Source organism: Klebsiella sp. K5-306 (assembly GCF_051835185.1).
In the GTDB taxonomy this organism is placed as follows: domain Bacteria; phylum Pseudomonadota; class Gammaproteobacteria; order Enterobacterales; family Enterobacteriaceae; genus Klebsiella; species Klebsiella oxytoca.
In genome coordinates this window covers 55,622-73,892 of sequence record NZ_JAIFJY010000011.1, presented here as the reverse complement: position 1 = coordinate 73,892, position 18,271 = coordinate 55,622, and the positions used below count along the sequence as shown (strand labels likewise).

The window sequence follows — 18,271 nt, the reverse complement described above, 5'->3', positions numbered from 1 at the left end:
GTCAGGAGGCCTCCGCGATCTGCTGTTCGGTGACCCGCAGGACCTCTTGCCAGCTGGTGATCCCCGCCAGCGCCTTTTCCCGCCCGGCATGGCGTAGGGTGACATAGTCCGTTCCCAGCTGTTGGATCAGCGTCACCTCGTTTTCGCCGCGGTGGATAGCCATGCGCACGCGATCGTCCACCAGCAATAGTTCGTGAATGCCGGTACGTCCGCGATAGCCGGTAAAGCCGCACTCGGCGCAGCCCCGGGGCTGCCAGAGCGCCGTGCCGGGGGCGATCTCCATCTGGCGGGCGGTATCGGCATTGGCCGGCTCCTGCTGGCGACAGTGCGGGCAGAGCCGGCGCACCAGCCGCTGCGACATCACCGCCAGCAGCGAGGTGGAGAGCAGAAAAGGCTCGACGCCCATATCCTGCAGGCGCGAGATGGCGCCCAGCGCGCTATTGGTATGCAGCGTTGAGAGCACCAGATGGCCGGTTAGCGAGGCCTGAACGGCGATTTGCGCCGTTTCGCCGTCGCGGATTTCGCCCACCAGCACCACGTCAGGGTCCTGGCGCAAAATGGCGCGCAGCCCGCGGGCAAAGGTCATATCGACTTTCGCGTTAACCTGAGTCTGACCGATGCCCTCCAGCTCATATTCGATAGGATCTTCAATGGTCATGATGTTGCGCTCGCGGGCATCGAGGCGGCTTAGCGCGGCGTAGAGGGTGGTGCTTTTTCCCGAGCCGGTCGGCCCGGTCACCAGCACGATGCCGTGCGGGCGAGCGATCAGTCCATCTACCTGCTGAAGCAGCGCGGGCGGCATCCCGAGGGTCAGCAGATCGAGATTAACGCTGTTTTTATCGAGCAGACGCAGCACCACGCGTTCGCCGTAGCTCGACGGCAGGGTGGAGACGCGGACATCGACGGCGCGTCCGCCAATACGCAGCGCCATGCGCCCATCCTGAGGAATGCGTTTTTCGGCGATATCAAGGCTCGCCATCACCTTAATGCGCGAGATCAGCAGCGCGGCGAGGCGGCGCTGGGGGCGCAGGATTTCGCGCAGTACGCCGTCGACGCGAAAGCGAATTTGCAGGTGGCGTTCATAGGTTTCGATATGAATATCCGACGCTTTCTCTTTGATAGCCTCGGTGAGCATGGCGTTAATCAGGCGGATAATCGGCGCGTCGTCTTCGCTATCCAGAAGATCGTCGGTGTCCGGCAGCTCTTCGGCAAGGGTGTACAGATCCAGCTCGTTGCCGATATCCGCCATCATGCGCCGCGCCTCGGCGGAGTCGCGCTGATAGCTCAGCACCAGCAGCTTTTCGAACGCCTCTGCTTCCAGTCGTTCCAGGCTGAACGGCATCCCGGCCACCCGGCGAGCTTCCAGCAGCGCCTGCGGCGCGGTGGCGGCAAGGCAGAAAACCTCGCAGCTTGCGCCGTTGCTCAGGAGCATCACGTTGTGAGCGCGGGCGTAGCTGAAGGGGAGCAGCGGACGTCGTTCAGCGGCGGGCATCATAGAGTGCCTCCCAGATTGAACGCGTCGATGGCGGCGCTGACCTGGCGGAACGCGGCGGTATCCTGGCGCGGGTAGATCTCCAGCAGATCGTTACTCAGCATCGCGTCGTTGTTCTCTTTGCCGCGCTGTTTGCTCTGGGCGTCGTTAAACGCGGCATACTGCCCGGATGAAGCCTGACGGTACTCGTCTCGGTCGCGGATCACCGTTGGACGAATGAACAGCATCAGGTTGCGCTTGGAGACCTTTTTGCTGGTGGAGCGGAACAGCGCGCCAATTACCGGGATATCGCCGAGCAGAGGGACTTTATCGGCGGTGTCGGAGACGCTTTTATCCAGCAGGCCGCCGACGACCACCGTTTCGCCGCTGCCGACCAGCACGGCGTTATTCACCGTACGGGTATTGAAGGTCGCGCCGAGATCCGAACTGGTGCTGGAGGCGGCATCCGCCACGCTCGATACCTCCTGTTCGATCTCCAGCAGGACCGAATCGCCTTCGTTAATTTGCGGCTTTACCTTCAGCTTGATGCCGACGGTCTTACGCTCGACGGTATTGAAGATGTTATCGCCGGAGGTGGTTTGCGAGCCGGTCAGCACCGGGACTTCCTGGCCGACGTTAAAGGTGGCCTCCATGTTGTCGAGGGTGACAATGCTCGGCGTGGCGAGAATATCGTTCTTGGTGCTACTTGAGAGTGCGGTGAGCAGCATTGCCCAGTTGCCCTGGTAGAAGCCGGCGGCAATGCCGTTGAAGGAGCTAAGGGCGCTGGCCAGGGAGCTGCTGACGGTGCCGTCTTTGTTGTACTGGTTGGCCCCGGCGATGGCCGTAGATATTGGCAGACCGCTGTTGGTGAACTGGGTCATCCCGGCGTTTTTATTGGCCCACTGGATGCCGAGGTTAAGACCGTCAGCGTCCTGCACTTCGGCGATGATCGCCTCCACCAGCACCTGTGGACGGCGGATATCCAACTGATCGATTACCCGTTCAAGATCGTTCATCACGTCAGGGGCGGCGGTGACAATCAGGGCGTTGGTCTGTCCGTGCGCTTTGATAATAATATTTTTATCCAGCGCCGCCACCGGCTTCGCGGCCTGCTTTTCGCTCTGCATCGTGCTGCTGATGCCGGTCAGCACTTCGACCAGGTCGGCGGCTTTGGCGTATTTCAGATAGATCACTTTGGTGTTGCCCTGCGTCGCCTGTTGGCGGTCGAGCTGCTTAATCATGGCGACGATCCGCTGGCGCGAGTTGGGCTCGCCGCTGACCAGCACCGCGTTGGTGCGCTCGTCGGCCACCACGTTGGCGACCATCGAGCCGGGCAGGGCCGATTTGCTGGTATCTTTGTTGAGTTCAGTCACCAGCTTGACCACATCGGCGGCGGAGGCCCATGAGAGGGGAACTGTCACCACGCTGCGGTCTCCGGCGTTATCGACGCGTTCGACGATGGTCAACAGACGCTTGATCACCGCCGCGCGGCCGGTCATCAGCAGGACGTTGGAGGGTTCATAGTGCACCACGCTGCCCGCGCCGGCGTTATCGTTAAGCTGGCGCAGCAGCGGCGCCAGATCGCGGGCGGCGACGTTAGTCAGCGGCACGACGCGGGTGACGACCTCATCGCCAGTACCCGGTGCGGCATCGCTCGCCACCGGCACCGCGGCGGTTTTCGCATCCTTCGAACGAACGACTTTCAGGACGCCGTTATTCATATTAATCACCGCGAAGCCATAGACATCGAGGACGCTGAGGAAAAATTGATAATATTGCTCTTCGTTGAGCATATCGTAGCTACGTACGGTAATGGTGCCGCGTACGCTGGGATCGATAATGACCGTTTTATTCAGGTTTTTACTGACCGTATTGATAAATTCCTGAATATCGGTGCCCTTAAAGCTGGCGGAAAACTCTTCCGCCGCGGCCGGTTTGAATATCAGCGCGGCGAATATCAGCAGCGTCAGGAAAAATGGGCGGGTAACGTTGGTGATGATCAATTATTCATCCCTCAGATCTAGAGAAATATCTTGTTTCTGGCCGTCGCGTTCAACGGTAAGGGTTATTTCGGTTAATTCCGGTAGCTGAGCTAATGCCTGGCGAGACTGTTCTTTATCGCGGAGATCCAGGCCGTTCAGGGCAATCGCCAGATCGTTTTCCTTGAGACCCGCCTGGCGAAATAACGCCGGTTTTTTTCCCGCATTCAGGCGATATCCGCTGAGCTTGTCGTTGACCATGACCGGCGAAATATTGAGGTAATGAAGAATATTTTGCGGCTGCGCGCGGAGCTCCTGCGCCAATTGGCCGGCTGGCGGCGCGGCGCTATTTTTGCCGGCGGCGGGCGGGTCGTTAAACAGCGGGATAGCCTCATTTGTGCCGCGGTAATTAACAATCAGGCGGTCGGGGAAAATGGCGACAATTTTCGCCTCTCCGCCCGGCGTATTATCGCCAATCCCGAGGCTAACCTGTTGATTCCCCTGCATCATGATAGCAATGGCGCGAGAGGGATCGGTACTGGCGAGCAGGCCGGTTACGCGCAGTTTGAGCGCCGAAACGGGCGCCTGCTCGAGGTTGTCGCCGTTTGCGGAGGAGGGCGTTTTCTCCGCCACGCCAAATAGCGTAAAGCGCGGCAGCGCCGTTTCCGGGGAGGGCGCGGCGGGCACCGTCGTATCGGCAGAGTTTAATGCGTTATCCGTAAAGTTTACCGGGAGAATTATTTTCCAGGTTAATTGGGCGAGCTGCTGGCAGATAAAAAATAATATGATGAACGTCACAATATGAGGCACGTAATTAATTATTTTTTTATTTGATATTGTTAATCTCATCACGGAATTAGGCATTTTTATTCCTTTGCTCATTGTATTTCCCTCAGTAAAAGGTACCGCCCTACCGATATTGGTGGGGATTTTTTTTATGGTGAGCGTGCTTATTGCGGGAATCTGCGTAGGTCGCTGCGAATGATAAAGAGTTTGGCTATTGCGGTCGTCATTCCCTTTTTATTTTTTCTCCTCCGGCCGCCTACGCCCCCACACAATGAGCGAACGGATGATTGAACCGGAGAGAGCAAGAATATCTAATTATCGACGCTTTAAAGATATGCTCGTTATTTTTTTATGGTGCTTAAATGCGCCAGGAATAGTTTCGTGTATATATCACTTCATATAATTTAATCAGCATGTATAGGGACTATCGAATGCTCAGATATACCCGTAATGCCCTGGTTCTGGGATCGCTGGTTTTACTTAGCGGCTGCGATAACGGATCCTCTTCTTCTTCCTCTGGAAATCCCGACACTCCTGGTAATCAGGATGTGGTTGTACGTTTACCTGACGTTGCCGTACCCGGCGAAGCGGCCACGGCGGCAGAAAACCAGGCGGTCATCCACCTGGTGGATATTGCCGGCATCACCAGCAACAACGCGGCGGACTACAGCAGCAAAAACCTCTATCTGTGGAATAACGAAACCTGCGATGCGCTCAGCGCGCCGGTAGCGGACTGGAATGACGTCAGCACCACCCCGAGTGGCAGCGATAAATATGGCCCGTACTGGGTGATTCCGCTCAACAAAGAGAGCGGTTGTATCAACGTCATCGTTCGCGACGGCACCAATAAACTGATCGATAGCGATCTGCGGGTGGCGTTTGGCGACTTCACCGATCGCACGGTATCGGTGATCGCCGGTAACAGCGCGGTCTATGACTCCCGCGCTGACGCTTTCCGCGCCGCTTTTGGCGTCGCGCTGGCCGAAGCCCACTGGGTCGATAAAAATACGCTGCTGTGGCCGGGCGGACAGGACAAGCCCATTGTGCGCCTTTACTACAGCCACAGCAGTAAAGTGGCGGCGGATGGCGAAGGCAAATTTACCGACCGTTACCTGAAACTGACGCCGACTACGGTCAATCAGCAGGTCAGCATGCGTTTCCCGCATCTTTCCAGCTATGCGGCTTTTAAACTGCCGGACAATGCGAACGTTGACGAGCTGCTGCAGGGCGAAACGGTCGCCATTGCCGCCGCAGAGGACGGGATCCTGATTTCCGCCACCCAGGTGCAGACGGCGGGCGTCCTGGATGACACCTATGCCGAAGCGGCGGAAGCGCTGAGCTACGGCGCGCAGTTGACCGACGGCGGCGTCACCTTCCGCGTCTGGGCGCCGACTGCTCAGCAGGTGGATGTGGTGGTCTACAGCGCGGACAAAAAAGTGATTGGCAGCCATCCGATGACCCGCGACAGCGCTTCCGGCGCGTGGTCGTGGCAGGGGGGCAGCGATCTGAAAGGCGCGTTCTACCGCTATGCGATGACGGTTTATCACCCGCAGTCGCGCAAGGTTGAACAGTATGAAGTCACCGACCCGTATGCGCATAGCCTGTCGACCAACTCGGAGTACAGCCAGGTGGTCGATCTCAACGACAGCGCCCTGAAGCCTGACGGCTGGGATAGCCTGACGATGCCGCATGCCCAGAAGACAAAAGCGGATTTAGCGAAGATGACGATCCATGAATCGCATATTCGCGATCTCTCCGCCTGGGACCAGACCGTTCCGGCCGAACTGCGCGGTAAATATCTCGCGCTGACCGCCGACGACAGCAATATGGTACAGCATCTGAAGAAGCTCTCCGCCTCAGGCGTCACGCACATCGAGCTGCTGCCGGTCTTCGATCTGGCGACGGTGAACGAGTTCAGTGACAAAGTCGCCGATATTCAGCAGCCGTTCAGCCGCCTGTGCGAAGTGAACAGCGCGGTGAAAAGCAGCGAGTTCGCCGGATACTGCGACAGCGGCTCCACCGTGGAGGAGGTGCTGAACCAGCTCAGGCAGAGCGATAGCCAGGATAATCCGCAGGTACAGGCGCTGAATACGCTGGTGGCGCAGACCGACTCCTATAACTGGGGCTACGATCCGTTCCACTACACGGTTCCGGAAGGATCCTACGCGACCGATCCGGAAGGCACGACGCGCATCAAAGAGTTCCGTACCATGATTCAGGCGATCAAGCAGGATCTGGGGATGAACGTGATCATGGACGTGGTATATAACCACACCAATGCCGCGGGTCCGACCGACCGCACGTCGGTGCTGGATAAGATAGTGCCCTGGTACTATCAGCGTCTGAATGAAACCACCGGCAGCGTTGAATCCGCCACCTGCTGTTCCGACTCTGCGCCGGAGCATCGGATGTTCGCCAGGCTGATTGCCGACTCGCTGGCGGTATGGACCAAGGATTATAAAATCGATGGTTTCCGCTTCGATCTGATGGGCTATCACCCGAAAGCGCAAATTCTCTCGGCGTGGGAGCGCATTAAAGCCCTGAATCCGGATATCTACTTCTTTGGTGAAGGCTGGGATTCAAACCAGAGCGACCGCTTTGAAATCGCCTCGCAGATCAATCTGAAAGGCACCGGTATCGGGACGTTCTCCGATCGTCTGCGCGACTCCGTGCGCGGCGGCGGCCCGTTTGATTCCGGCGATGCGCTGCGTCAAAACCAGGGCGTTGGCAGCGGCGCTGGCGTATTACCAAACGAGCTCACCAGCCTGAACGATGATCAGGTCCGTCATCTGGCCGATCTGACCCGTCTTGGGATGGCCGGTAACCTTGCTGACTTTGTGATGATCGACAAAGACGGCGCGGTGAAGAAAGGCAGCGAAATTGACTATAACGGCGCGCCTGGCGGCTATGCCGCAGATCCGACGGAAGTCGTCAACTATGTTTCGAAGCACGACAACCAGACGCTGTGGGATATGATCAGCTATAAAGCGTCCCAGGAAGCCGACCTGGCGACCCGCGTTCGCATGCAGGCTGTTTCGCTGGCGACGGTGATGCTCGGGCAGGGGATCGCTTTCGACCAGCAGGGTTCTGAAATGCTGCGCTCGAAATCCTTTACCCGCGACTCCTACGACTCCGGCGACTGGTTTAACCGTGTGGATTATTCCCTGCAGGACAATAACTACAACGTTGGTATGCCGCGCATCAGCGATGACGGCAGTAACTATGACGTGATTTCGCGCGTCAAAGATATGGTTGCCGCTCCGGGCGAAGCGGAGCTGAAGCAGATGACCGCCTTCTACCAGGAGCTGACCGAGCTGCGTAAATCCTCGCCGCTGTTCACCTTAGGTGAGGGCAGCGCGGTGATGAAGCGCGTTGATTTCCGTAATACCGGTTCAGACCAGCAGGCCGGTCTGCTGATTATGACCGTGGATGACGGGGTGAAAGCGGGCGCCAGTCTGGATAGCCGTCTTGACGGCCTGGTGGTGGCGATCAACGCTGCGCCGGAAAGCCGTACGCTGAATGAGTTTGCCGGTGAGACGCTGCAGCTGAGCGCGATCCAGCAGGCGGCGGGCGAAAATTCGCTGGCTCACGGCGTGCAGATTGCCGCAGACGGCGCGGTCACCCTGCCGGCATGGTCGGTGGCGGTGCTGGAAATGCCGCAGGGCGATGCTCAGGGTGCGGGGCTGCCGGTCAGCAGCAAGTAAGACCTTAACCTCCCGGCCCGCGGCGTACAAACCGCGGGCCGGGATGGCGTGTCCTGATTAAGGAGAAATCCGTGCTTGTTCGTGAGCAAGAACCGTACCCGCCGTCCAGTCCCCCGGCGGGGGGCGGGAAAATGGTGCAAATTCCCTGCGTGACCGTACCGCTGTATGCCGCGCTGCTGATTGCGCTCGGCTGGTTTGGCGGCGAGCAGTGGCGGAATAAACCCGTCCCGCAGCCGATAACGCAGCCGGTAGCCCATGCGGCGTTAGTGCCGCTGAATCAACCGGCGGTCGAAACTGCCGTCAAGCCGGTTAAAGCCGGGCCAGAAACGCAGGCCCTTGCGGAGGCGCCGATCGATGAAGATCATCTGCCGCCTCTGCGCTACAGCGCGCACGTCTACGCCACCCTGGCGGAGAAACGCAGCATTGTATTAAACGGACAATCCTGGAAGGAGGGCGACTCGCCGCTGGCGAATCTGGTTATCGAGCAGATCCAGCAGGATCTCACCGTCTTTAGCTTCAACGGTAAAACGTTTACCCTCGCGGCGCTGGATGACTGGCCGGGCGGGACGATTGAGGAGAGTCCGCAGGGAGAATAAAAATAGCGCGAGCGGAATTAAAATAATCGCTATTTATTGCCGCGCAGGCTATCAATAAATGGCGCCAGCTGGCGATTAAACTGGCTGCATTTTGTGGCTTCCGGGGTACTATCCTGCTGGAGCTGTTGATATAGCTGCGCGCTGCGCTGGCTCAGCAGATTATCATCAATATTTGCCCATCCGCGTTTTTTACCGACGTTTATTGCCGCACGGTTAATTGCGTCATCGGCAGGCAGATCGCTGCGGTTGCATTTATTCTTCAGATAGCGCGCCCCGGCGGCGACGGAGGCAAGCTGCTCAAGCTGAGCCTCACCGCTAACCGCAGGACTCAGGGTTGTCTGACGATTTTGCTGACAGCCTGAGAGCAGGGCAACCGCCATAAGCGGAAATATAATAAAGTTGCGCATAATCTATTAAGCAGAAAAATTAATTGGCTGACAGTTTAACAAATATTTTTCGGCAGTCATCAGAAAATCTGCCAAATTATAAATGTTAAGTGGCTCGCGTTTTTATCATTGCGCTCTTTTAACTCTCATTTTCTTTCATCTGGGTCGTTTCTGTTTTCCGGCGGAAATAATATTTTCCGGCCTTACTGCTTCGGTTTGTTTCTGCGGCCAGCAGAAGGTTACGGGCGCACATTTTTATGTTGTTAAAAAACATCACAATTTCCCTGAGGTTGTCCGGCGAGGATGTAAAATGCTGGTTAAGAATGTCGCGGTTTAGTGCTATCCTGTATTCCCTGGACAATCCGTTCCGTGTCCCGAATAATTCTGTCGATGAAGCGTGTAACAATGTGATTTGTATGGTGAATTTTTAAAGTGAAAATCATGCGAGCGACATGATAATGCGTCGCGCAGTCCATAAATGGTTGCCTGAAAAACAACACCTTCGGGCGGCAATTTGAGAGATTTCTTCTTTCCCCCATCCGGGGAAACATTGAGAATCAGGCCTTTACGCCTGTAAGTTGCGGAGAAAAAGCATGGCGGGAGATGACCGCGAGCCGATCGGACGTAAGGGGAGACCCTCGCGCCCGGCAAAACAAAAGGTAACTCGCCGTCGGGTTCGGGAAGAGGACTACGACGACGATTACGATGATGACTATGAGGATGAAAAACCGATGCCGAGGAAAGGAAAAGGCAAAGGCGGTAAACCCCCTCGTCGTAAACGCACCTGGCTGTGGCTGCTGATTAAAATTGGGGTCGTCTGTGCGGTATTGATTGCCGCCTATGGCGTCTACCTTGACCAGAAAATCCGCAGCCGCATTGACGGGAAAGTCTGGGATCTGCCCGCGGCGGTTTATGGCCGGATGGTCAACCTTGAGCCGGATATGCAGATCAGCAAAAACGAAATGGTGCGCCTGCTCAACGCGACGCAGTATCGCCAGGTGAGCGCGATGACGCGTCCGGGGGAATATACGGTACAGGCCAACAGTATCGAGATGATCCGCCGTCCGTTCGATTTCCCGGACAGTAAAGAAGGCCAGGTGCGCGCGCGTCTGACCTTTAATGGCGATCGTCTCGACACCATCGAGAACATGGATAATAACCGCCAGTTCGGTTTCTTCCGTCTCGATCCGCGCCTGATCACCATGCTGCAATCGGCTAACGGCGAACAGCGTCTGTTTGTGAAGCGCAACGGCTTCCCGGATCTGCTGGTGGATACTCTGCTGGCGACGGAAGACCGCCATTTTTACGAACACGACGGCATCAGCCTTTACTCCATTGGCCGTGCGGTGCTGGCTAACCTGACCGCCGGTCGTACGGTGCAGGGGGCGAGTACGCTGACCCAGCAGCTGGTGAAGAACCTGTTCCTCTCCAGCGAACGTTCGTACTGGCGCAAGATTAACGAAGCCTATATGGCGCTGATCGTCGATGCCCGCTACAGCAAGGATCGTATCCTTGAGCTGTACATGAACGAGGTGTACCTCGGTCAGAGCGGCGATAACGAGATCCGCGGCTTCCCGCTGGCGAGCCTCTATTACTTTGGTCGTCCGGTGGAAGAGCTCAGCCTCGATCAGCAGGCGCTGCTGGTGGGGATGGTAAAAGGCGCGTCGGTTTACAACCCGTGGCGTAACCCGAAGCTGGCGCTGGAGCGACGCAACCTCGTGCTGCGTCTTCTGCAGCAGCAGCAGGTTATCGATCAGGAGCTGTATGACATGCTCAGCGCGCGTCCGCTGGGCGTACAGCCGCGCGGTGGGGTGATCTCTCCGCAGCCGGCGTTTATGCAGATGGTGCGTCAGGAGCTGCAGGCGAAACTGGGCGATAAAGTCAAAGATCTCTCCGGCGTGAAGATCTTTACCACCTTCGATTCCGTGGCGCAGGATGCGGCGGAAAAAGCGGCGATAGAGGGTATTCCGGCGCTGAAGAAACAGCGTAAGCTACCGGATCTGGAAACCGCGATGGTGGTTGTCGACCGCTTCACCGGAGAAGTACGGGCGATGGTCGGCGGGGCGGAGCCGCAGTTTGCTGGCTATAACCGCGCAATGCAGGCGCGCCGTTCGATTGGCTCGCTGGCAAAACCGGCGACCTATCTGACCGCGCTAAGTCAGCCGAATCAGTATCGTCTCAATACCTGGATCGCCGATGCGCCTATTTCGATTCGTCTGTCTAACGGCCAGACATGGTCGCCGCAGAACGACGATCGTCGCTACAGCGAGAGCGGGAAGGTGATGCTGGTTGACGCGCTGACGCGTTCAATGAACGTGCCGACGGTGAATCTCGGGATGGCGCTGGGCCTGCCGGCGGTGGTTGATACCTGGACTAAACTGGGCGCGCCCAGGAATCAGCTGAATGCGGTTCCTTCTATGCTGCTGGGGGCGCTGAACCTGACGCCGATTGAAGTGGCGCAGGCGTTCCAGACCATTGCCAGCGGTGGCAACCGCGCGCCGCTGTCAGCGCTGCGTTCGGTGATCGCTGAAGATGGTACCGTACTCTATCAAAGCTATCCGCAGGCGGAACGGGCGGTACCGGCGCAGGCGGCTTATATGACGCTCTGGACTATGCAGCAGGTGGTGCAGCGCGGTACCGGTCGTCAGCTGGGCGCGAAGTATCCGGGCCTGCATCTGGCGGGTAAAACCGGGACCACCAACAACAACGTTGATACCTGGTTTGCCGGTATTGACGGCGGTCAGGTGACCATTACCTGGGTGGGACGCGATAATAACCAGCCGACTAAGCTGTACGGCGCCAGCGGCGCAATGTCGATTTACCAGCGCTATCTGGCTAACCAGACGCCGACTCCGCTGGTCCTGACTCCGCCGGAAGATGTGGTGGATATGGGCGTCGATAGCAGCGGTAACTTTGTCTGCAGCGGCGGCATGCGTTCGCTTCCGGTATGGACGACCTCGCCGGACGCGCTTTGCCGCCAGGGCGAACTGATTCAACAGCAGCAGCTCCAGCAGCAGCAGGCGAATAATCCGTTCAATCAGTCCGGGCAACAGCCGCAACAGCAGCAAAATCAGCAGCAACCGCCGAAGCAGGAGAAGAGCGATGGCGTAGCGGGCTGGATTAAAGATATGTTCGGCGGTAATTAACTCGTCGTTGCATCCTGAAAGCCGGCGCCTTGTTGGTTGAGTGGGTGCAGGAATAGTGGCCCTCTAATACCTCAGTATTAGAGGGCCTTTTTATATCTGTAAATTAATTAACAGCCTTATAACCCCACAATTACCGTCTGGTTATTTATTCATCCTTTGATAGCCCGCAGGGGGCATATTTCTTGCCTTGCCGCGCTCGTTTCGCCTATTATGTCAGCCGTTATAATAATAATTCTCGTTTACGTTATCATTCACTTCTATCAGAGATATACCCATGGCGCGTCTTAAAACTGCTCAGCCAAATCACTCGCTGCGTAAAATCGCAGCTGTAGTAGCCACGGCGGTTAGCGGCATGTCTGTTTATGCACAGGCGGCAGTTGAACCGAAAGAAGAAACCATTACCGTAACCGCCGCTCCGGCTCCGCAGGAGAGCGCCTGGGGACCGGCAGCGACCATCGCGGCGAAACATTCGGCTACCGCAACAAAAACCGATACACCCATCGAAAAAACGCCGCAGTCTATTTCCGTGGTGACCCGCCAGGAAATGGAGATGAAGCAGCCGACGACGGTCAAAGAAGCGCTGGCCTATACCCCTGGCGTATTCTCGACCCGCGGCAGTTCAACCACCTATGATGTGGTGACGATTCGTGGTTTCACCACCTCAACAACGGTGAATACCAACCAGTATCTGGATGGGATGAAGCTGCAGGGTAATAACTATTCTGAAGTCTCAATGGACCCTTATTTCCTCGAACGCGTGGAAGTGATGCGCGGGCCAACGTCGGTGCTGTACGGCAACAGCAACCCTGGCGGCATCGTCAGCATGGTCAGCAAGCGTCCGACGACTGAACCGCTGAAAGAAATCCAATTTAAAATGGGTACCGATAACCTGTGGCAGACGGGCTTTGATTTCAGCGATGCCATTGATGAAGACGGCGTGTGGTCATATCGTCTGACCGGTTTAGGCCGCAGCCAGGATGCTCAGCAGCAGATGGCGAAATCAACCCGCTATGCGGTCGCTCCTTCCTTTAGCTGGCGTCCGGATGACAAAACGGACTTCACTTTCCTGAGTAATTTCCAGAGCGATCCGTATGCCGGGTATTACGGCTGGCTGCCGCGTGAAGGGACAGTGGTGCCCTATTACGACGCCAACGGTAAGGCGCATAAGCTGCCGACGGACTTTAACGAAGGCGAAGCGAACAATAAGATGTCTCGCCGTCAGCAGATGGTTGGCTACAGCTTCTCGCATCAGTTCGATGACACTTTCACCGTGCGTCAGAACCTGCGTTATGCCAACGTCCATACTCTGTATCGTTCAGTCTATGGCAACGGATATACGCCGACAGGCAAAATCAACCGTGCGTATGTTCGCTCCGATGAGAACCTTAATACGTTTACCGTTGATACCCAGTTGCAGTCTGATTTCGCTACCGGCGCGGTAGGGCACACCCTGTTAACCGGCGTAGACTATTCGCGCATGCGCAATGATGTGAACGCGGATTACGGGACGGCTTCCGCGATTGATATGCAGAACCCGCAGTATGGCAATGCAAACGTGAGCGTTAACTTCCCCTATTCAGTGCTGAACCGTATGGAGCAGACCGGTCTCTATGCCCAGGATCAGATGGCGTGGGATAAGTGGGTGATGACGCTGGGGGGCCGCTACGACTATGCGATGGCTTCAACCCTGACGCGCCCTGCGAATACCCTCGCCAAAAATCACGATCAGCAATTCACCTGGCGCGGCGGCATTAACTATCTGTTTGATAATGGTATCTCGCCATACTTCAGCTACAGCCAGTCTTTTGAGCCGGTTTCCGGATCGTCGCGGGATGGCAAACCTTTCGATGCTTCCCACGGCGAGCAGTATGAAGCCGGCGTGAAGTACGTACCGAAGGATATGCCGGTGGTGCTGACCGCCGCAGTATATCAGCTGACCAAAGATAAAAACCTGACGGCGGATCCGAACAACGCCTCATTCAGTATCCAGACGGGCGAAATCCGCTCTCGCGGGATTGAGCTGGAGGCGAAAGCGGCGGTTAATGCCAATATTAACGTGACGGCTTCTTACACCTATACGGATGCTCAGTACCAGCACGACACCACCTTTAACGGCAAGCGTCCGGCAGAAGTCCCGCGCAATATGGCCTCGCTGTGGGCAGATTATACTTTCCACGAAACCGCGCTGAGCGGTCTGACAGTGGGCGCCGGTGCTCGCTATGTCGGTTCAACGGTAAGTTATTACAAAAACGATACTTCGACCGGGAAAAAAGACGACTCCTTCAACGTCGCGGGCTACGCGTTAATGGATGCCACCGTGAAATACGATCTCGCGCGCTTTGGTTTGCCGGGCTCGTCGATCGGAGTCAACGTCAATAACCTGTTCGATCGTGAATACGTTTCCAGCTGCTACAGCGAATACGCATGTTACTGGGGCGCTGAGCGTCAGGTTGTGGCGACCGCGACTTTCCGTTTCTAACCACTTAACGGGCGCGGTTCGCCGCGCCTCTTACCAGGTTCCGTTATGCAGGAAAACATTCCGCACTCCGATACGACGTTTTCACTGGACCGCGTGACCTTCCGCGTGCCCGGCCGAACGCTGCTGCATCCTCTGTCGTTAACCTTCCCGGCGGGAAAAGTTACGGGCCTGATTGGCCATAACGGCTCCGGCAAATCGACGCTGCTGAAAATGCTTGGCCGCCATCAGCCGCCTTCGGACGGGGAGGTTTTGCTTGACGGTCAGCCGCTCGATAGCTGGGGCAGTAAGGCCTTTGCCCGCAAGGTGGCTTATCTGCCGCAGCAGTTGCCCCCGGCGGAAGGTATGACGGTGCGCGAACTGGTGGCTATCGGCCGCTACCCGTGGCACGGGGCGCTGGGGCGTTTTGGCGCGGCGGACCGGGAAAAAGTGGAAGAGGCGATTGCGCTGGTCGGGCTAAAACCGCTGGCCCATCGACTGGTGGACAGCCTCTCCGGCGGCGAACGCCAGCGCGCGTGGATTGCCATGCTGGTGGCCCAGGATAGCCGCTGCCTGCTGCTCGATGAACCCACCTCGGCGCTGGATATCGCACACCAGGTGGATGTGCTGGCGCTGGTTCATCGCCTGAGCCAGCAGCGCGGGCTGACGGTGATCGCCGTACTGCATGATATCAATATGGCGGCGCGCTACTGCGACTATCTGGTTGCGCTGCGCGGCGGTGAAATGATCGCTCAGGGAACGCCCGCGGAGCTGATGCGCAGCGAAACTCTGGAACAAATTTACGGTATCCCGATGGGGATCCTGCCGCATCCGGCTGGCGCAGCGCCGGTAAGTTTTGTCTATTGATGGAAAACCTCACACTCATCACGCGGCGGCGCCTGCTGACCGCGATGGCGCTGTCGCCGCTGCTGTGGCAGATGCGCGGCGCGCGGGCGGCGGAAGTTGATCCGCAGCGTATTGTCGCGCTCGAATGGCTGCCGGTAGAGCTGCTGCTGGCGCTGGGCGTCACGCCCTACGGCGTTGCCGATATCCCTAACTACAGGCTGTGGGTCAATGAACCGGCGCTGCCTGATTCGGTGATTGATGTTGGGCTGCGCACCGAACCCAATCTGGAGCTGCTGACGCAGATGAAGCCGTCGTTTCTGGTCTGGTCGGCAGGGTACGGCCCGGCGGCGGAAAAGCTGGCGCGTATTGCGCCCGGACGAGGATTCACCTTCAGCGACGGCAAGCGTCCGCTGATGATGGCTCAGCAGTCGCTTAGCGAAATGGCTGACCTGATCGGCAGGCAGCAGGAAGCGAAGCGCCATCTGGCGGAATTTGACGCGCTGATGGAGAGCCTGCGTCCGCGCTTTGCCCGCCGCGGCGATCGCCCGCTGCTGATGATTACCCTGCTTGATACCCGCCATGTGCTGGTCTTTGCGCAGAACTGTCTGTTCCAGGAAGTGCTCGACCGCTTTGCCATCAAAAATGCCTGGCAGGGCGAGACCACCTTCTGGGGCAGCGTCACCGTCGGTATTGACCGGCTGGCGGCCTACAGAGATGCCGACGTTATCTGCTTCGATCACGGCAATGCGCGGGAGATGGCGCAGCTCACGGCGACGCCGCTGTGGCAAGCGATGCCGTTTGTTCGCGCAGGGCGTTTTCAGCGCGTCCCGGCGGTGTGGTTCTATGGCGCGACGCTATCGGCGATGCATTTTGCCCGCGTGCTGGCCGACGCTCAGGGGGGCCCGGTGTGAGATCGCGTATTTCGCCTTTGGCGACATCTCTGCTGTTAACTCTGCTTATCGTCGCTGCTGCGCTGACGCTGTTCAACCTCAACGTGGTGCTGCCGCGAAGCGAATGGGGGCAGGCGCTGTGGCAGCCTAATATCGATAATATCGCTCAGATGCTGTTCCACTACAGCCTGCTGCCGCGGCTGGTTATATCGTTGCTCGTCGGCGCCGGGCTGGGGCTGGTGGGCGTGCTGTTCCAGCAGGTGCTACGTAACCCGCTGGCGGAACCGACGACGCTCGGCGTAGCGACCGGGGCGCAGCTGGGCATGACGGTCACCACGCTGTGGGCGATCCCTGGCGTGCTGGCGTCGCAGTTCGCCGCGCTTGCCGGGGCGTGCATTGTCGGCGCGCTGGTGTTTGGTGTGTCGTGGGGCAAACGCCTCTCGCCGGTGACGTTGATTCTGGCTGGGCTGGTAGTCAGCCTGTACTGCGGCGCGCTTAATCAACTGATGGCGATCTTCCATCACGATCAGCTGCAAAGTATGTTCCTGTGGAGCACCGGAACCCTGACCCAGACCGACTGGAGCGTGGCACAGCGACTGTGGCCGCAGCTGCTGGGCGGAGCCATTTTAACGCTGCTGCTGCTGCGTCCGCTGACCTTGATGGGGCTGGACGACGGCGTGGCGCGCAACCTCGGACTGGCGCTCTCGCTGGCACGGCTGGGGGCGTTGACTCTGGCGATTGTCATCAGCGCCCTGTTGGTGAATGCGGTGGGGATTATTGGCTTTATCGGCCTGTTCGCGCCACTGCTGGCGAAGATGCTGGGCGCTCGTCGTCTGCTATCGCGCCTGCTGTTGGCGGCGCTGATTGGCGCGCTGCTGCTGTGGCTCTCCGATCAGGTTATCCTCTGGCTGGCCCGGGTGTGGATGGAAGTCTCCACCGGTTCGGTAACCGCCCTGATTGGCGCGCCGCTGCTGCTATGGCTGCTGCCGCGCCTGCGCAGCATTAGCGCGCCGGTGATGAACGGTGGCGCCAGGGTGCAGGCTGAACGGCAACATGTGCTGTGGTTCGCGCTGGGCGGGCTGGCGCTGCTGCTGCTGGCCATCGTCGCTGCGCTGGCTTTCGGCCGCGATGCGCAGGGCTGGCACTGGGCCAGCGGTACGCTACTGGATGAGCTAATGCCCTGGCGCTGGCCGCGCATTCTGGCGGCGCTGTTCGCTGGCGTAATGCTGGCGGTAGCGGGCTGCATTATCCAGCGTTTGACCGGTAATCCGATGGCCAGTCCGGAAGTGCTCGGCATCAGCTCAGGCGCGGCGTTTGGCGTGGTGGTGATGCTGTTCTTTGTGCCGGGGAATGCCTTTGGCTGGCTGCTGCCCGCCGGTAGCCTCGGAGCGGCGGCGACGCTGCTGATCATCCTGATTGCCGCCGGGCGCGGCGGGTTCTCGCCGCATCGCATGCTGCTGGCAGGGATGGCGCTGAGCACGGCGTTTACCATGCTGCTGATGATGCTGCAGGCCAGCGGCGATCCGCGAATGGCGCAAATCCTGACGTGGATTTCCGGCTCAACCTACAGCGCCACGCCGGAACTCGGGATGCGCAGCGGCGCGGTGATGCTTGTTCTGCTTACGCTGACGCCATTTTGCCGACGCTGGCTGACGATTCTGCCGCTGGGCGGCGAGGCGGCGAGGGCGGTCGGCATGGCGCTGACGCCGTCACGTATCGGGCTACTGCTGCTGGCGGCATGTTTGACCGCGGCCGCAACGCTAACGATTGGCCCCCTCAGCTTCGTGGGGTTAATGGCACCGCATATTGCGCGTATGATGGGATTCCGGCGTACGATGCCGCATATGGCGATCTCCGGCCTGATTGGCGGGGTGCTGCTGGTGTTCGCCGACTGGTGCGGCCGGATGCTGATGTTTCCGTATCAGATCCCGGCGGGATTGCTGTCGACGTTTATCGGCGCGCCGTACTTTATCTATCTGTTGAGAAAGCAGAGTCGGTAGCTTTTCATCATC

11 protein-coding genes are annotated in these 18,271 nt (G+C 58.3%); 7 read left to right on the top strand and 4 right to left on the bottom strand.

The window, feature by feature from the left end; translation table 11 throughout:
• Nucleotide 1: 1 nt before the first annotated feature.
• The 3 genes from gspE to gspC are packed head-to-tail and all read right to left on the bottom strand — an operon-like array spanning nucleotide 2 to nucleotide 4,314.
• Nucleotides 2–1,495, bottom strand: a complete 1,494-nt coding sequence (gene gspE, locus K2184_RS17470; RefSeq protein WP_023320344.1) for a type II secretion system ATPase GspE — start codon at nucleotides 1,493–1,495, stop codon at nucleotides 2–4.
• On the bottom strand, nucleotides 1,492–3,474 hold the full coding sequence (pulD, locus tag K2184_RS17465) for a GspD family T2SS secretin variant PulD (RefSeq protein WP_163524530.1): 1,983 nt from the start codon (nucleotides 3,472–3,474) through the stop codon (nucleotides 1,492–1,494). Before pulD ends, gspE begins: the two co-directional genes overlap by 4 nt.
• Nucleotides 3,475–4,314, bottom strand: coding sequence for a type II secretion system protein GspC (gene gspC, locus K2184_RS17460; RefSeq protein WP_016808878.1), 840 nt, complete (start codon nucleotides 4,312–4,314; stop codon nucleotides 3,475–3,477).
• Between the two features lie 353 nt (nucleotides 4,315–4,667).
• On the opposite strand from gspC, the gene pulA reads away from it, so the two are divergent.
• Both pulA and gspB read left to right on the top strand, forming a co-directional pair.
• Nucleotides 4,668–7,940 (top strand): pullulanase-type alpha-1,6-glucosidase, encoded by a 3,273-nt coding sequence (gene pulA / locus K2184_RS17455; RefSeq protein ID WP_163524527.1) that lies wholly within the window; start codon nucleotides 4,668–4,670, stop codon nucleotides 7,938–7,940.
• 71 nt (nucleotides 7,941–8,011) lie between these two features.
• Nucleotides 8,012–8,536 carry a type II secretion system assembly factor GspB gene (gspB, locus tag K2184_RS17450; RefSeq protein WP_163524525.1) on the top strand — a complete coding sequence of 175 codons (525 nt, stop codon included), beginning with the start codon at nucleotides 8,012–8,014 and terminating at the stop codon, nucleotides 8,534–8,536.
• A gap of 29 nt (nucleotides 8,537–8,565) precedes the next feature.
• Here gspB and pulS read toward each other — a convergent pair whose 3' ends face one another.
• A complete protein-coding gene (gene pulS / locus K2184_RS17445) occupies nucleotides 8,566–8,943 on the bottom strand; it encodes a GspS family T2SS pilot lipoprotein variant PulS (protein ID WP_004107976.1) in 378 nt (125 codons plus the stop codon).
• A 572-nt stretch (nucleotides 8,944–9,515) separates the two neighbouring features.
• On the opposite strand from pulS, the gene mrcB reads away from it, so the two are divergent.
• The 5 genes from mrcB to fhuB all read left to right on the top strand — a co-directional run bounded on the left by mrcB (nucleotide 9,516) and on the right by fhuB (nucleotide 18,259).
• Nucleotides 9,516–12,068, top strand: a complete 2,553-nt coding sequence (gene mrcB, locus K2184_RS17440) for a bifunctional glycosyl transferase/transpeptidase (RefSeq protein ID WP_004107974.1) — start codon at nucleotides 9,516–9,518, stop codon at nucleotides 12,066–12,068.
• A gap of 274 nt (nucleotides 12,069–12,342) precedes the next feature.
• Nucleotides 12,343–14,547, top strand: coding sequence for a ferrichrome porin FhuA (gene fhuA / locus K2184_RS17435; protein ID WP_049129074.1), 2,205 nt, complete (start codon nucleotides 12,343–12,345; stop codon nucleotides 14,545–14,547).
• 45 nt (nucleotides 14,548–14,592) lie between these two features.
• On the top strand, nucleotides 14,593–15,390 hold the full coding sequence (fhuC, locus tag K2184_RS17430) for a Fe3+-hydroxamate ABC transporter ATP-binding protein FhuC (RefSeq protein WP_004107972.1): 798 nt from the start codon (nucleotides 14,593–14,595) through the stop codon (nucleotides 15,388–15,390).
• The gene (gene fhuD, locus K2184_RS17425) at nucleotides 15,390–16,280 is read left to right on the top strand and encodes a Fe(3+)-hydroxamate ABC transporter substrate-binding protein FhuD (RefSeq protein WP_016808882.1); all 891 of its coding nucleotides are present in this window, start codon (nucleotides 15,390–15,392) and stop codon (nucleotides 16,278–16,280) included. The genes fhuC and fhuD overlap by 1 nt, the downstream gene beginning before the upstream one ends.
• A complete protein-coding gene (gene fhuB / locus K2184_RS17420) occupies nucleotides 16,277–18,259 on the top strand; it encodes a Fe(3+)-hydroxamate ABC transporter permease FhuB (protein ID WP_163524523.1) in 1,983 nt (660 codons plus the stop codon). Before fhuD ends, fhuB begins: the two co-directional genes overlap by 4 nt.
• The last annotated feature ends 12 nt before the right edge of the window (nucleotides 18,260–18,271 follow it).

Bases quoted from the DNA above. Each gene is read 5' to 3' on its own strand.
- gspE (WP_023320344.1), bottom strand. From the start codon at position 1,495: ATGATGCCCGCCGCTGAACGACGTCCGCTGCTCCCCTTCAGCTACGCC.
- gspC (WP_016808878.1), bottom strand. From the start codon at position 4,314: ATGCCTAATTCCGTGATGAGATTAACAATATCAAATAAAAAAATAATT.
- pulA (WP_163524527.1), top strand. From the start codon at position 4,668: ATGCTCAGATATACCCGTAATGCCCTGGTTCTGGGATCGCTGGTTTTA.
- pulS (WP_004107976.1), bottom strand. From the start codon at position 8,943: ATGCGCAACTTTATTATATTTCCGCTTATGGCGGTTGCCCTGCTCTCA.
- mrcB (WP_004107974.1), top strand. From the start codon at position 9,516: ATGGCGGGAGATGACCGCGAGCCGATCGGACGTAAGGGGAGACCCTCG.
- fhuA (WP_049129074.1), top strand. From the start codon at position 12,343: ATGGCGCGTCTTAAAACTGCTCAGCCAAATCACTCGCTGCGTAAAATC.
- fhuC (WP_004107972.1), top strand. From the start codon at position 14,593: ATGCAGGAAAACATTCCGCACTCCGATACGACGTTTTCACTGGACCGC.
- fhuD (WP_016808882.1), top strand. From the start codon at position 15,390: ATGGAAAACCTCACACTCATCACGCGGCGGCGCCTGCTGACCGCGATG.